Source organism: Streptomyces sp. MB09-02B (assembly GCF_033794485.1).
In the GTDB taxonomy this organism is placed as follows: domain Bacteria; phylum Actinomycetota; class Actinomycetes; order Streptomycetales; family Streptomycetaceae; genus Streptomyces.
On record NZ_JARGEE010000220.1, the window covers coordinates 1 to 15,267 of the forward strand.

Here is a 15,267-nt window from a genome sequence, read left to right on the forward strand (position 1 = left end):
AGTTACGCGTCCCCCTGTTTCCCCCCCCCACCCCCCTCAACCCAAGCGGGCCCCATTACACCCCGTGACCTCGCGGACGCGATGGTGACGGGTGTCGGGACCGGGTCCGAGCCGCCGTCGGGCGGACCGGGGGAGAACGGCCGCCGCCGCGAGGCACTTGCCGTGCGTCCGCCTCCGCGTCGCGCCGGACCCGTGGAGGCGGCGTGCGCTCGGTGAGTGTGGGCGGCACCTCGCCGCCGGGAGACATGTGGAGGCCTGAAAGGAAATGTACTGGTTTGGTCGGAGGTGCCCGGAACCGGACTTGAACCGGTACGCCCGCGAGGGCAGCGAGGTTTAAGCTCGCCGTGTCTGCATTCCACCATCCGGGCAGGCCATGGGCTCCGCGCTGAGGTCCCGAGCCTATCGGGACGCCTCCCCCGAACAGTCGAAGAGCGGACCGATGTTGTCTTATTTTATTGACGTCTGAGGGTGCATCAGCCCACGGAACACGCCATCCGCACTTGCCAGTAGCCTTACGGACGGCAAGACCGCCCGTGTGCGGAATGACGGAATTTCACCGCCCGAACGGGCGGTCCCACCGACGGCACGCGCGGTGACGCGGTGACTCGTGTCGGTCAGTGCCTGGCATCCGGGGTCGGAGCCCGCCGTCATCCCCAGGTATGACCCGGCGCCCGCCGGTCCGTCAGAAGTCTGCCCCCGGAACCGGAACAGCGGCTGACTACACGGCGCCCCGGCATCGAGACGATGGAGCCATCCACGAAGCAAGAAGCGAACGGCCCCGGCATGCCCTCGGCACGCGTCACGGTCCTGGCCGCTCTCGCACACCCCAAACGCCGTCGTCCCGACAGGAGTTCCCACCCGTGACCACCACTCCCCTCGCCGACCGGTCCACCGCCGTGGCCGCCCGCGCCACGGAACTGTCGAAGGTCTACGGACAGGGCGAGACCCGGGTGGTCGCGCTGGACCAGGTCACCGTCGACTTCCGGCAGGCCCAGTTCACCGCGATCATGGGCCCCTCGGGGTCCGGCAAGTCCACGCTGATGCACTGTGTGGCCGGCCTGGACACCTTCTCGGCCGGCTCCGTCCGCATCGGCGAGACCGAACTGGGCTCGCTGAAGGACAAGCAGCTCACCAAGCTCCGCCGGGACAAGATCGGCTTCATCTTCCAGGCGTTCAACCTGCTGCCGACGCTGACCGCGCTGGAGAACATCACCCTCCCGATGGACATCGCGGGCCGCAAGCCGGACAAGCAGTGGCTGGACACCGTGATCCGGATGGTGGGCCTGGCCGACCGGCTGAGCCACCGGCCCCCCCAGCTCTCCGGCGGCCAGCAGCAGCGCGTCGCCGTGGCGCGGGCCCTCGCCTCACGGCCGGACATCATCTTCGGGGACGAGCCCACCGGAAACCTCGACTCCCGCTCGGGCGCCGAGGTGCTGGGCTTCCTGCGCAACTCCGTACGGGAGTTGGGGCAGACCGTGGTGATGGTGACCCACGACCCGGTGGCCGCGGCGTACGCGGACCGGGTCATCTTCCTCGCCGACGGCCGCATCGTGGACGAGATGCACGAGCCGACGGCGGACCTGGTGCTGGACCGGATGAAGAGGTTCGACACCAAGGGGCGTACCAGCTAGGGGAGTTCACGCACCCGCACCGACCCACCCCACCCGCCCCGACCCCGAAACCAGGACCCCTCCATGTTCCGTACCGCCCTGCGCAACGTGCTCTCGCACAAGGCCAGGCTTCTCATGACCGTGCTCGCGGTGATGCTCGGCGTCGCCTTCGTGTCCGGCACGCTGGTCTTCACCAACACCATCTCGGACGCGCTCCAGAAGAGCTCGGCCAAGGGCTTCGACCAGGTGGACGTCTCGATCCGGCCGGGGTACCAGCCGGACGAGGGCGACACCGTCGCCGACCAGCCGAAGCTGACTCCCGAGGTGCTGGAGAAGGTCGAGCGAACGCCCGGCGCCGAGTCGGCGATCGGGGTGGTGAGCGGGTTCACCGCCCTCGCCGGCAAGGACGGCAAGCTGATCGGCGGCGGCTTCCAGTCGCAGGGCGGGAACTACTGGGGGACGGACGACCCCCGGTACCCCCTCCGGGACGGCGGCCGCGCGCCCGAGGGCCCGGACGAGGTCGCGATCGACTCGGAGACCGCGAAGCGGGCCGGGTACGAGGTGGGCGACACCGTGCGGCTCTCCGTCGACGGCCCGGTCCTCACCCCCACCGTCAGCGGGATCTTCACGACGGACGACGGCAATGTCGCCGCCGGTGGCAGCCTCACCCTGTTCGACACGGCGACCGCGCAGAAGCTCTTCCACATGAAGGGCGAGTACGACACGATCAACGTGACGGCGGCGGCCGGCACCAGCCAGGCCCAGTTGCAGAAGTCCGTCGAGAAGGTCCTGCCGAAGGACTCCGTCCACACCACCACCGGTCAGCAGCTCGCGGACGACCAGGCCACGCAGATCGCCGCCGAGATGAGCGGCCTGAAGAACGCGCTGCTGGTCTTCGCCGGGATCGCCCTGTTCGTGGGCACGTTCATCATCGCCAACACCTTCACGATGCTGGTCGCCCAGCGCACCAAGGAACTGGCCCTGCTGCGCGCGGTCGGCGCCTCCCGCCGCCAGGTCACGCGGTCCGTGCTGATCGAGGCGTTCGTGGTGGGCCTGGTGGCCGCGGTCACCGGTCTGGCCGCCGGTGTCGGGATCGGTGCCGGGATGCGGGCCCTGATCAGCTCCCTCGGCGAGACCGTGCCCGCCGGCCCGCTGGTGGTCTCCCCCGGCACGGTCGCCACCGCGCTGCTCGTCGGCGTACTGATCACGATGCTGGCCGCCTGGCTGCCGGGCCGCCGCGCGGCGAGGATCCCTCCGGTCGCGGCGATGAGCAGCGTGCACGCGAAGGCGACGACCAAGTCGCTGGTCGTCCGGAACACGATCGGCGCGCTGTTCTCCGGCGCGGGCGTCGCCACCGTGCTGTACGCCACCACCATGGACGGCTCGGACGGGCAGGCGCCGATGGGCATCGGCGCGGTGCTGCTGATCATCGGTGTCTTCGTCCTCACCCCGCTGCTGTCCCGCCCGCTGATCGCGGCCGCCGCACCCCTCATGCGGGTGTTCGGGATCTCCGGCAAGCTCGCCCGGCAGAACTCCGTCCGCAACCCGCGCCGCACCGCCGCCACCGCGTCGGCCCTGATGATCGGTCTGACACTGATCACCGGGATGACGGTGATGGCGGGCAGCCTCCAGCAGGCCATCGGCAGGATGGCCGCCGACGCCATCAAGGCGGACTACGTCGTCTCGATGGCCAACGGCAACTTCCTCTCCCCCGACGTGGAGAAGAAGCTCTCCGCCGCCGAGGGCGTCACCGCCGTCTCGCCGCTGCGCAACGCGGAGTCCCGGATCGGCGACGAGACCGAGTACCTCACGGGCGTCAACGGCTCGGCCATCGGGAAGCTCACCGACCTGCCGCTCGACAACGGGACGTTCAAGGTCGGCGGCGGCGAGGTCGTGGTGGACGCGGAGACCGCCGAGCGGCGCGGCTGGAAGGCCGGTTCGGAGTTGACCGCCGGGTTCGAGGGCGGGCAGAAGCAGAAGCTGACGGTCGCGGGTGTCTACGAGAGCAACGAGCTGATCCGGGGCATCCTCCTGGACAACAGGACGCTCGACGCGCGGCTGCCCGCCGACGTCGACCCGGCCGACATGATGGTCATGGTCAAGACCTCGGCCGGTGCCTCCGACGCCACCAAGGACCGGCTGGAGAAGACCCTCGGCGAGAACCCGGCGATCAAGGTCCAGAGCGGGCAGGACCTCTCCGACGACATCGCGAAGATGTTCACGCTGATGCTGAACATGCTGTACGGCCTGCTGGCCATGGCCGTGATCGTCGCCGTCCTCGGCGTCATCAACACCCTGGCCATGTCGGTGTTCGAGCGCTCGCAGGAGATCGGCATGCTCCGCGCGATCGGTCTCGACCGGCGCGGCATCAAGCGGATGGTCCGGCTGGAGTCCCTGGTCATCTCCCTCTTCGGCGGTGTCCTCGGCATCGGCCTGGGTGTCTTCTTCGGCTGGGCCGCCGGTGAGCTGATCGCCAGCCGGATGCCGACGTACGAACTGGTCGTCCCCTGGGCCCGGATGGCCGTCTTCCTCCTCCTCGCCGCCACCGTCGGCATCCTGGCCGCGCTGTGGCCGGCCCGGCGCGCGGCGAAGCTGAACATGCTCGCGGCGATCAAGTCGGAGTAGCCGAGGCAGGCACACGGACGGGGGCGCGTATATGGCCGTACGCGCCCCCGTCCGGGCCTTCAGGCGCCCCAGGTCCGGGACCTGAGCGGGAGGCCCGACGCACCCCCTTCCGGTGTCCGTACGGCCAGTACCTGGTTGACGCCGAGGTGGTTGCGCTCGAAACCGAGCGCGGAGGCCGCCATGTAGAGGCGCCAGACGCGGGCGCGGCCGGGGCCGACCAGGGCGCCCGCGTGCGCCCAGCGGGCTTCGAGGTTGGTGACCCAGGCGCGCAGGGTCAGGGCGTAGTGCTCGCGCAGGGACTCCACGTCGCGGACCTCGAACCCGGCGCGTTCGAGCTGGGTGACGGTGATGCCGATCGGGGCGAGTTCGCCGTCCGGGAAGACGTACGCGTCGATGAAGCCGTCGACGGAGTACCTGCTCTCGTCGCGCCGCGGCCGCCGGGAGATCTGGTGGTTGAGCAGCCGTCCGCCGGGGGCGAGCAGCCGGTACAGGTCCTCGGCGTACGCCAGGTACTTGTCGGCGCCGACGTGTTCGGCCATGCCGACGGAGGAGATCGCGTCGTAGGGCCCGTCGGTGACGTCGCGGTAGTCCTGGACACGGATCTCGACGCGGTCGGTGAGGCCCTCGTCGGCGACGCGCTTACGGGCGTGGGCGGCCTGCTCCTGGGAGAGGGTGACGCCGACGACGTGGACCCCGTACTCGCGGGCGGCGTGCACGGCCATGGAGCCCCAGCCGCAGCCGACGTCGAGGAGCCGCTGCCCCGGACTCAGGCCGAGTTTGCGGCAGATGAGGTCGAGCTTGTCGTGCTGGGCGGCTTCGAGGGTGGTGGTGCCGTCGGAGGCGGACCAGTGGGCGCAGGAGTACACCATCGACGGGCCGAGAACGGCCTCGTAGAAGTCGTTGCCCACGTCGTAGTGGTGGCTGACGGCTCGTCTGTCGGTGTGTCTGGTGTGCCGGTGGCGGGTGCGGACCTCCTCGCGGGGCGGTGCGGGCGGAAGCAGGACGGCGGGGCCGGCCAGCTTCAGCAGCCCCTTGACGGCTGCCCGCGCCTCCGGGTCGCGCAGGATGTCGGCGAGGCTCCGGGCGTCCTCGTCCCGCTCCCACACGTGCGCGGCCACCAGATCGAGTACGGCGTACAGGTCGCCGTCGACAGCGAGGTCACCGGCGACCCAGGCGCGGGCCAGGCCCAGTTCGCCCGGCTTCCACAGCAGTCGGCGCAGGGCCCTGCGACTGCGTACCACGAGGACGGGGGCCTGGGGCGGCCCGGCCGTCGAGCCGTCCCAGGCCCGCAGGCGGACCGGGAGCGGGGCCCCCGACAACTGCTCGAACAGGGTCTTCAGCCGCGACGCGGCGTCCTGCATGGCGCACACCTCCGTGACAAGAGATCCCGGAATGTCCAACGCCACGGTAATCACCTGCGGGGCTGTGTCGTATTCCCGTGGGGAGGTGTGTTCTTCGGGTGCGGTGCGTAAAGGCTGGTCGCGCAGTTCCCCGCGCCCCTGAAAGCCCAGGCCCTGCGGGCCTGAAAAGCACGGGGCGCAGCCCTGCTTCTCAGGGGCGCGGGGAACTGCGTGAGAAGCCCCACGCACCCGCACCCGCCGACGAGACCCGCACCCCCGAGTCACTGGGCGCCCAACGCCGAAGGGCCCCCCGCACCACGGATGGCGGGAGGCCCTTCGGATGGGTCAACAGGTCAGGAGGCCTTGGCCTTCTCCCCGGTCTTGCTCGCGGCAGCGACCGGCGCGGGCTTGGCCGCCTCGTAGAACTCCTCACGCGGCGTCTCGATCGCGCCGAGGGAGACGACCTCACGCTTGAGGAACATCGCGAGCGTCCAGTCGGCGAAGACCCGGATCTTGCGGTTCCAGGTCGGCATCGCGAGACCGTGGTAGCCACGGTGCATGTACCACGCCAGGCGACCGCGCAGCTTGATCTTCATCTTGCCCATGACGATCATCGCGACGCCCTTGTGGAGGCCGAGACCCGCCACCGCGCCCTTGTTGGAGTGCGCGTACTCCTTCTGCGGGAAGCCCCGCATACCGGAGACCACGTTGTCGCCGAGGACCTTGGCCTGACGCAGCGCGTGCTGCGCGTTCGGCGGGCACCAGGCGTTCTCCACGCCGGCCTTGCGGGCGGCGACGTCCGGGACCTGGGCGTTGTCGCCGGCGGCCCAGATGTAGTCGGTGCCGGTGACCTGGAGGGTCGGCGACGCGTCCACGTGGCCACGCGGGCCGAGGGGGAGGCCGTAGCGCGAGAGGACCGGGTTCGGCTTGACGCCGGCGGTCCAGACGATCGTGTTGGAGTCGACCTCCAGGCCGTTCTTCAGCACGACGTGGCCGTCGACGCAGGAGTCCATGGAGGTGTTGAGGTAGACCTCGACCCCACGGCCCTCCAGGTGCTCCTTGCCGTAGCTGCCGAGCTTCGGGCCGACCTCGGGGAGGATCTTGTCGGCGGCGTCGACGAGCACGAAGCGCATGTCCTCACGGGACACGTTCTTGTAGTACTTCGCGGCGTCGCGGGCCATGTCCTCGACCTCGCCGATGGTCTCCGCGCCGGCGAAGCCACCGCCCACGAAGACGAAGGTCAACGCCTTGCGGCGGACGTCCTCGTCGGTCGTGGAGTCGGCCTTGTCGAGCTGCTCGAGGACGTGGTTGCGCAGGCCGATGGCCTCCTCGATGCCCTTCATGCCGATGCCCTGTTCGGCGAGGCCGGGGATCGGGAAGGTGCGGGAGACCGCGCCGAGCGCGATCACCAGGTAGTCGAAGGGCAGCTCGTACGCCTCGCCGACCAGCGGGGCGATCGTGGCGACCTTGCGGTCCTGGTCGATGGTGGTGACCCGACCGGTGAGGACCTCCGCCTTCGGCAGCACGCGTCGCAGCGGGACGACGACGTGCCGGGGGGAGATGCTGCCGGCGGCGGCTTCGGGGAGGAAGGGCTGGTAGGTCATGTACGACCGGGGGTCGACGACCGTGACGGTCGCCTCTCCGTAGCGCATCTTCTTGAGGATGCGCCGAGCTGCGTACAGGCCTACGTACCCACCGCCTACTACGAGGATCCTGGGACGCTCCGTGGTGCTCATGCCATCGAGTATGTACCCGCCATACGGGGGTCGCTCGTGCGCCCCTTCACAAGCTTCCCCGCGCCCTCTGCTACACTGCGCGACCCCTTTGACCGACCCCTCGGCCCACCAGGGGACCAGCCGGGGGGTTTGACCGTTGTCAAGGCCGCGTGAACTGCCGTTCCGGCCTCTCGGGGGCCCTGGACCACCCTTCGGTTTCACACGGACGAGACCCCCGCGAAACCCCTTCGGGGACGCCCTGTTGACCCCCTGGGCCTCCGGAACGCTCTGCGGAGCCTCAAAACATCGCTCAACAGGGGCGATTCTCTTGTGAAGAACTTCACGAAGTTTCTCGGCGCCGGGTCGACGAGAGGTGCCGGAGCACCCCTCGGACGCGCTCATACGTTATCCGAACAGCTCAGGCGAGGCTACCGGCGAGTAGTAAACACCCGCTCACAAGCGCCTGCGGGCCGCCGGGAGGAACCCGGCGGCCACCCGCGACCTACGCCACTGACCAGGCGATGCCGTCCAGAATGTCGTGTTCGCTCACCACGACCTCCGTCGCCCCGATCCGCTCCATGATCGACAGCAGGACGAGGGCGCCCGCCGCGATCACGTCCACCCGGCCGGGATGCATGGAGGGAACGGCCTCCCGCTCGGCGTGCGTGGACCGCAGCAGCCACTCGGTGATCTCCCGGACCCGGTCGTACGGGATCCGGGAGTGGTGGATGGCCGCCGAGTCGTACGCGGGCAGGTCCTGGGCGATCGCGGACAGGGTGGTGACCGAACCGGCCAGCCCGACCAGGGTGTGCGCCTCGCGCAGCGGCACGTCGCGCTCGGCGAGGTCGAGGGCGGCCTCGATGTCGGCGCGGATCGCGGCGATCTGCTCCGGCCCGGGCGGGTCGACGACCACCCCGTCCCGGACGAGGTGCCGCTCGGTCAGCCGTACACAGCCGATGTCCACGGAGCGGGCGCCGCGCACCTGGTCGTCGCCGACGACGAACTCGGTGGAGCCGCCGCCGATGTCCACGACCAGGTACGGCCTGATGAGGTCGGTGCGGCCGGTCAGCTCCTTGGTGGCACCGGTGAAGGAGAACTCGGCCTCGCGGTCGCCGGAGATCACCTCGGGCTCGACGCCGAGGATGTCGAACACCCCGCGCACGAACTCGTCCCGGTTCTCGGCGTCCCGGGAGGCGGAGGTGGCGACGAAACGGATCCGCTCGGCGCCCAGTTCCTTGATGACGGCCGCGTACTCGCGGCAGGCCGCGAAGGTCCGCTCCAGCGCCTCGGGGGCCAGCCGGCCCGTGCGGTCGACGCCCTGGCCCAGCCGCACGATGATCATCCGCCGGTCCAGCTCGACGAGTTCACCGGTGGCCGGGTCGCAGTCGGCGACGAGGAGCCGGATGGAGTTCGTGCCGCAGTCGACGGCGGCGACCCGGGTCACTGGTCGTCCCCCTCGGGAAGCGTGACGCACGGCCCCTTGGCCCACCACTCCGGCAGCATCGCGATCGCCTCGTCGCCCAGCGGGTTGACGCCGGGACCGGCGGCCAGCGAGTGGCCGACGAGGACGTGCAGGCACTTCACCCGGTCCGGCATGCCGCCCGCGCTGGGGAAGCCCTCCAGGACCTCGATCTCGTCACGGCGGGCGATGTAGTCCTCGTGCGCGGCCCGGTAGGCGGCGGCCAGTTCGGGGTCGGTCGCCAGCCGCTCCGTCATCTCCTTCATCACGCCGTTCGCCTCCAGCGTGCCGATCGCGGAGGCCGCGCGCGGGCACGTCAGGTAGTACGTCGTGGGGAAAGGCGTCCCGTCCGGCAGGCGCGGCGCCGTCTCGACGACATCGGGCTGTCCGCAGGGGCAGCGGTGCGCGATGGCGCGCAGCCCGCGCGGCGGGCGCCCGAGCTGCTGCTGGAAGGCCTCGACGTCGGCGTCGGTCGGCTCGGTGCGCGGGGTGGGCGGCGGAGGGGTCTGCATAACCTGCTACTCAAGTCCTCGGTGTGGCTCATCGGTTGACGGTCACGAAGGTGGCCGTTCAGCTGTCGGCGGCGTCGGCCTTGTCGACCCCGTCCCAGACATTGGTGTACCAGGGACGGTCGGCCGCCCCCTGGGTCGTACGGGACTGCTTCGCCGCGTCCGGGTCGACCATCGTGTAGCCGGTCTCGCCCGGCATCACATAGTGCAGCCGCTCCCGGATGCGCTGCTCGGCGTACGCGTCGTCCTGCCAGCGCGCCTTGAGGTCGCGCAGCTCCTCGACGCGCTCGCGCGCCTCCTCGCGCTCCCGCTGCATGTCGGCGATCTCGGCGCGCTGGGAGACGTACTGCCTTATGGGATAGGCGAGCGCCACGATCATCGAGCAGAGGACGAGGGCGAGCAGCGCGGCCCGGCCGGTCAGCCGGGAGCGGCGGGCCTGGCGCTTGGTCTGGGAGCGGTAGACCCGGGCGGCCGTCTGCTCTCCGAGCACCTTCAGCCGCGTCGCGGTGGAGAAACGGTCCCGGTCCCGGTCCTTCACGGCCATGTCCCGCTTCCCCTTCCGCTTCTGCCTGTCTCCCGCGCGCACGCGCGTACGTCCCCGCACACGGTACGGGACCGGTACGGGGACGTACGACTGGCTAAGCCTTAACCCTGTACGGGTCAGCCCTTGAAGCGGGGGAAGGCCGAGCGGCCGGCGTAGACCGCGGCGTCGTCGAGGATCTCCTCGATGCGCAGCAGCTGGTTGTACTTGGCGACGCGGTCCGAGCGGGCCGGGGCGCCGGTCTTGATCTGACCGCAGTTCACGGCGACGGCGAGGTCGGCGATGGTGACGTCCTCGGTCTCGCCGGAGCGGTGGGACATCATGCACTTGAAGCCGTTGCGCTGGGCCAGCTCGACGGCGTCCAGGGTCTCGGTCAGCGAACCGATCTGGTTGACCTTGACCAGCAGGGCGTTGGCGGAGCCCTCCTCGATGCCGCGGGCGAGACGCTCGGGGTTGGTGACGAAGAGGTCGTCGCCGACGATCTGGACCTTGTCGCCCAGCTTCTCGGTGATGGTGTTCCAGCCCGCCCAGTCGTCCTCGAACAGCGGGTCCTCGATGGAGACGAGCGGGTACGACGCGACGAGGTCGGCGTAGTACTCCGTCATCTCGGCGGCGGAGCGCTCCTTGCCCTCGAAGGTGTAGACGCCGTCCTTGTAGAACTCGGAGGCGGCGACGTCGAGGGCGAGGGCGATCTGCTCGCCGGGGGTGTAACCGGCCTCCTTGATGGCCTCCAGGATGAGGTCCAGGGCGGCGCGGTTGGACTCCAGGTTCGGGGCGAAGCCGCCCTCGTCGCCGAGGCCGGTGGACAGGCCCTTGGTCTTCAGCACCTTCTTGAGGGTGTGGTAGACCTCGGCGCCCCAGCGCAGGGCCTCGGAGAAGGACTCCGCGCCGATGGGGGCGATCATGAACTCCTGGATGTCCACGTTGGAGTCGGCGTGCGAGCCGCCGTTCAGGATGTTCATCATCGGAACGGGCAGCAGGTGCGCGTTCGGGCCGCCCAGGTAGCGGAAGAGCGGGAGGTCGCTGGCCTCGGAGGCGGCGTGGGCGACGGCGAGGGAGACGCCGAGGATGGCGTTGGCGCCGAGGGAGCCCTTGTTGTCGGTGGCGTCCAGGTCGAACATCGCCTGGTCGATGAGGCGCTGCTCGGTGGCGTCGTAGCCGACGAGCTCCGGGCCGATCTGCTCGATCACGGCGAGGACGGCCTTCTCGACGCCCTTGCCGAGGTAGCGGTTGGGGTCGCCGTCACGCAGCTCGATGGCTTCGAAGGCACCGGTGGAGGCGCCGGACGGAACGGCGGCACGACCCGTGCTGCCGTCGTCGAGGCCGACCTCGACCTCGACGGTGGGGTTGCCTCGTGAGTCGAGGATTTCCCGGGCTACGACGACGTCGATGGACGGCACGAGCATCTCCTTCATGGGATGTGACGCGGAAGTGCGGGGCCCGCGGGCCTTGCGACTAGAGCCTAACCGCCCCGGGCTCGTCGGCAGCCGACCGACCGTCCCGTGGACAGAGAGACCGTACCCATTGTTCCAGCGCGGAACAAAGGGGGGCGGGCCAGAAAGTGAACAGAAGGAAGAGAAGGAAGAGGCGGGCATGAAAAACCCCGCCCCGGTGCGTACGGGGGAATGCGCACCGGAGCGGGGAGCCCGTGGGGACGGGGGGACGGCCCTCACGAGGTCTTCACTATGGAGGACACGGATGTGAGCGGGCTGTGGTTCAGCTGGGAAGCGGCCCGAATTTCTCGGCCCAGCCGAACCCGCCCCGCCTGCCCGGCCGTGGGGGCGGCCGTGGGGCGGCAGGCGCGTGGTGGCCGTCGCCGGCGCCGGGGGTCAGCTCAGGTGGAGCTGCTGGCCCGGGTAGATGAAGTCGGCGTCGTCGATGATGTCCTTGTTCAGCTCGAAGAGCTTCTCCCAGCCACCCTTGACGTTCTTCTTCTCGGCGATGGCGCTGAGGGTGTCGCCGCTGACGACCTTGTACTCGCCGTCGCCCTTCTTGACCTTCTTGCCGGTCGGGGTCTCGACGGTGGCACGCTCGGAGGAGCGGGAGGCGCGGGTGTCCTCGGTGCTCTTCTTGGTGCTCTCCTGGGTGTTCTGCTGCGCGGAGCCGGAGTTCGAGGAGCCGGAGGAGGCGGCGGCGCCGTCGTACGCGGCACCGGACAGGCCCTTGCCGCAGACCGGCCAGGCACCCTTGCCCTGGCCCGCGAGGACCTTCTCGGCGATCTCGATCTGCTGCGCCTTGGTGGCCTGGTCGGCGGTGGAGGCGTACTTCGTGCCGCCGTAGCCGGCCCAGGTGGAGGCCGAGAACTGCAGGCCGCCGTAGTAGCCGTTGCCGGTGTTGATGGACCAGTTGCCGCCGGACTCGCACTGGGCGACGGTGTCCCACTCGGAGGCGGTGGCGGCGGAGGCGCTGCCGGCGGCCATCAGCGGGGCGGCGACCGCCGCGGCGCCGGTGACACCGGCGACGGCGATGGCGCGAGCGGCCTTGGACGGACGACGGTGCTTGCCCTTGCTGGAAAACAGCATGGAGAGATCCCCTCACCGACGCCTGCGAGGTGAGCTGTCGGGTTCGGGCCGGTTGAGTTGCCCGGCCGCGCCCGCTCGCCTCTCGGCTCACGTCGCGCGGCTTCACCCCGAGCCGGTTCCGGACGTGCGCCCCCGAAGGGCCGCAACCACCGGACCCGGCACTTACCTTGGGTCCCCCGCTCCTGCCTACGGCGCTTGACGCGACGACTGTTCCTTGCGGCCGTTGGCAGGATTCGGCGTACCGACCGCAGGGGCCCGCTGTGGCGAGCGGTCACGACCGTAAACACGTGATTGCCCGAATTTCAAAGACGATCAGGGGGTCTGTGATTCATCTCCCACGGAGATCAAAACGGGCATTCAGGGGCGAACAGTGACCCGAACTCTCGCTACTTTTCGCCCGTTTCGGCACCGACTTCGAGGGTCTGACCGGGAAGGATAAGGTCCGGGTCAGTTCCGACCGTGCTCTCGTTCTCGGCGTACAGCTCGCGCCACCCGCCGGTCAGGTCCAGCGAGTTGGCGATCCGCGTCAGGCTGTCGCCCGCGCGGACGGTGTACGCGCCGTCCACGGCCTCCCGGGCCGCGTCGCCGCCACGGGAGGCGTGACGGCCGGAGGGGGTGGAGTCGGCGGCGCGGGAGCCCTCGGCCGCGTCCGTGCCGCCCTCCGCCTCGGCTGCGGCGCCCTCGTCGGCACTGGCGCCGCGATGGCGACCCGTGCCGCTCTCGCTCTCGTCGACCGAAGAGTCATCACTCTGTGGCGACTTGTCCGATTTTGCGCCCTCGGGGTCCGCGGAGCCGTCCGAGTCGGAGCCGGCACCCGTGCCGGCCTTGGCCTTATTGGACCCTTCTGCGGCATCGGAGGTCGAGTCACCCGACGCGCCGGAGTCGACCGAGTCGACGGACTTGGCCGAGTCGGTCTCGTCGGCATCACCGACATCACCGGTCTTATCAGCCTTATCGGCCGAAGTGGATGAATCAGACGAATCTGACGAACTCGAAGCATCGGAAGAATCAGATGAATTGCCCGACTTCGTCGAGTCATCCGCGATGCCCGTGTTCACGTCGGCCGAACCGGAGTCGCCGCCAAGGTTGTGGAGCAGGCCGCAGGTGGCCCATACGCCGACGCCCTGGTCGGCGAGCACCTTCTCGGCGACGGCTATCTGCTGCGAACGGCTGGCCTGGTCGGCGCTCGTCGCGTAGTCGAGGCCTCCGTACTTCTCCCAGTTCGCCTGGGTGAGCTGGAGGCCGCCGTAGCGTCCGTTCCCGGTGTCCGCGCTCCAGAAGCCACCGCTCTCGCACTCCGCCACCTGGTCCCAGGTGGTTCCGTCGGCCGCGCTCGCGCCGGTGGCGCCGAGCAGGGGGATCGCGATGGCCGAGCCGGTCACTCCGGCCGCGACGAGGAGGGCGGGTGCCTGACGGGGGCGACGGTGACGACCGTTCCCGGAGAGCATGCGGTTGCCTTTCACACGACAGCAGTGACCCGTGCGAAGGGTGTGGGGTGACCCCTTCGCACTGACGTGTGAACGTAGCGGCAGTCGATCAGTTGTCACAAGTTAATGCAGCGCGGATCACGTGAAGATCACGGACTTGAGGGAGTGTCACTTTCCTACGCGGAATGCGGTAGTGCTACGGGCTGCCCGGGTACTACTACGTACCGTTCACGAGCCGCCTTCGGATCGCCCACGCGGGGTGAATTCCACCGGAAGCGTGCGCAATCCCCGCATGATGAGCCCTCCCCGCCATCTCAAATCCGTTGATTCCACCGCGAGTCGAAGGTCGGGGAGACGGGTGAGGAGCGTCGCCAGCGCGGTCTGGCCTTCGAGGCGGGCGAGGGGGGCGCCGAGACAGTAGTGGATGCCGTGGCCGTAGCCGAGGTGTTGGTTGTCACGGCGGGAGAGGTCGAGGGTGTCGGGGTCCGCGAAGCGGGCCGGGTCGCGGTCGGCCGCCGCGAGGACGACGAGGACGGGGTCGCCGGCGGCGATGTCCTGCCCGCCGAGGGTGAGGGGCTCGGTCGCGAAGCGCCAGGTGGCGAGTTCGACGGGGCCGTCGTAGCGCAAAAGTTCCTCGACGCCGGTTTCGAGCAGCGCGGTCTCCCCCGCGGCGAGGGAGTCCTGGAGGCGGGTGCGTTGCTCGGGGTGGGTGAGCAGGGCGTAGGTGCCGTTCCCGATGAGGTTGACGGTCGTCTCGAACCCGGCGAAGAGCAGGATGAACGCCATCGCCGAGGCCTCGTTCTCGGTGAGGTGCTCGCCGTGGTCGGAGGCCCGGATGAGGCCGGAGATGAGGTCCTCGCCGGGGGCGGCGTGCTCGGTGAGACCTTCCCGCTTGCGGTGGATGAGGTCGGCGAGGTAGCCGCGCATCTTCTTGACCGAGCGCGCGACACCGCCCCTCGGGCCGCCGCCGTGCCGGATCATCATGCCCGCCCAGTCCCGGAAGTCGTCCTGGTCCTCGCGGGGGACGCCGAGCAGGTCGCAGATGGCGTAGATGGGGAGGGGGAAGGCGAAGTCGTGGATGAGGTCGGCCTCGCCCGTCTCCGCGAAGCGGTCGATGAGCTGATCGGTCAACTCCTGGACCCGGGGGGCGAACTCGGCGACCCGGCGGGGTGTGAACGCCTTCGACACGAGTCGGCGCAGTCGCGTGTGGTCCGGCGGATCGATGTTGAGCAGATGGGTCATCAACTCGGCCTTGCGCTCACCGGGGATACCGGTCTTCCCCTTCGCGTGGGCGGGCTCGTCGTGGTGCGCGGGGTTCTTCGACAGGCGTGCGTCGGCGAGGGCCTGCTTGGCGTCGGTGTAGCGGGTGACCAGCCAGGCCTCCACACCGCTGGGCAGCCGGGTCCGATGCACCGGGGCGTGCTCGCGGAGCCAGGCGTACGCCGGGTAGGGGTCGGTGGCGAACTCCCAGGTGAACAGCTCGGGCGCGGGGGGTCCCGTGGGAGTGCCGGTGGGGGTG

Annotated in this window: 11 protein-coding genes, 1 tRNA gene and 1 riboswitch; of the genes, 2 read left to right on the forward strand and 10 right to left on the reverse strand. The window is 69.9% G+C overall.

The annotated features are described in order from the left end of the window. Nucleotides 1–286: 286 nt before the first annotated feature. Nucleotides 287–368, reverse strand: a tRNA-Leu gene (locus P1P70_RS26890). Nucleotides 369–860: 492 nt separating this feature from the next. Here P1P70_RS26890 and P1P70_RS26895 point away from each other — a divergent pair. Both P1P70_RS26895 and P1P70_RS26900 read left to right on the forward strand, forming a co-directional pair. Further along, nucleotides 861–1,631, forward strand: coding sequence for an ABC transporter ATP-binding protein (locus P1P70_RS26895; RefSeq protein ID WP_319242093.1), 771 nt, complete (start codon nt 861–863; stop codon nt 1,629–1,631). Between the two features lie 63 nt (nt 1,632–1,694). Then, complete coding sequence (locus tag P1P70_RS26900; RefSeq protein ID WP_319242095.1) at nt 1,695–4,235, forward strand: ABC transporter permease; 2,541 nt, start codon at nt 1,695–1,697, stop codon at nt 4,233–4,235. A gap of 59 nt (nt 4,236–4,294) precedes the next feature. On the opposite strand, the gene P1P70_RS26905 is transcribed toward P1P70_RS26900, so the two are convergent. The 9 genes from P1P70_RS26905 to P1P70_RS26945 all read right to left on the reverse strand — a co-directional run. Further along, on the reverse strand, nt 4,295–5,596 hold the full coding sequence (locus P1P70_RS26905; RefSeq protein WP_319242097.1) for a class I SAM-dependent methyltransferase: 1,302 nt from the start codon (nt 5,594–5,596) through the stop codon (nt 4,295–4,297). A 332-nt stretch (nt 5,597–5,928) separates the two neighbouring features. Further along, a complete protein-coding gene (locus tag P1P70_RS26910; protein WP_319242099.1) occupies nt 5,929–7,311 on the reverse strand; it encodes an NAD(P)/FAD-dependent oxidoreductase in 1,383 nt (460 codons plus the stop codon). Between the two features lie 481 nt (nt 7,312–7,792). Then, nucleotides 7,793–8,734, reverse strand: coding sequence for a Ppx/GppA phosphatase family protein (locus P1P70_RS26915; protein ID WP_319242101.1), 942 nt, complete (start codon nt 8,732–8,734; stop codon nt 7,793–7,795). Then, nucleotides 8,731–9,261, reverse strand: a complete 531-nt coding sequence (locus P1P70_RS26920; RefSeq protein WP_045556300.1) for a DUF501 domain-containing protein — start codon at nt 9,259–9,261, stop codon at nt 8,731–8,733. The genes P1P70_RS26915 and P1P70_RS26920 overlap by 4 nt, the downstream gene beginning before the upstream one ends. A gap of 58 nt (nt 9,262–9,319) precedes the next feature. Then, nucleotides 9,320–9,802: a septum formation initiator family protein gene (locus tag P1P70_RS26925; protein ID WP_319242103.1), complete on the reverse strand. Its 483-nt coding sequence runs from the start codon at nt 9,800–9,802 to the stop codon at nt 9,320–9,322. A 116-nt stretch (nt 9,803–9,918) separates the two neighbouring features. Then, nucleotides 9,919–11,199 (reverse strand): phosphopyruvate hydratase, encoded by a 1,281-nt coding sequence (gene eno, locus P1P70_RS26930; protein WP_086784875.1) that lies wholly within the window; start codon nt 11,197–11,199, stop codon nt 9,919–9,921. Nucleotides 11,200–11,628: 429 nt separating this feature from the next. Next, nucleotides 11,629–12,321: a transglycosylase family protein gene (locus P1P70_RS26935; RefSeq protein ID WP_319242106.1), complete on the reverse strand. Its 693-nt coding sequence runs from the start codon at nt 12,319–12,321 to the stop codon at nt 11,629–11,631. Nucleotides 12,322–12,325: 4 nt separating this feature from the next. Continuing rightward, a riboswitch (cyclic di-AMP (ydaO/yuaA leader) is annotated at nt 12,326–12,525 on the reverse strand. Nucleotides 12,526–12,707: 182 nt separating this feature from the next. Continuing rightward, on the reverse strand, nt 12,708–13,769 hold the full coding sequence (locus P1P70_RS26940; RefSeq protein WP_319242108.1) for a transglycosylase family protein: 1,062 nt from the start codon (nt 13,767–13,769) through the stop codon (nt 12,708–12,710). Between the two features lie 207 nt (nt 13,770–13,976). Next, on the reverse strand, nt 13,977–15,267 hold a 1,291-nt coding region (locus P1P70_RS26945), incomplete at its 5' end, for a cytochrome P450 family protein (protein WP_413471553.1).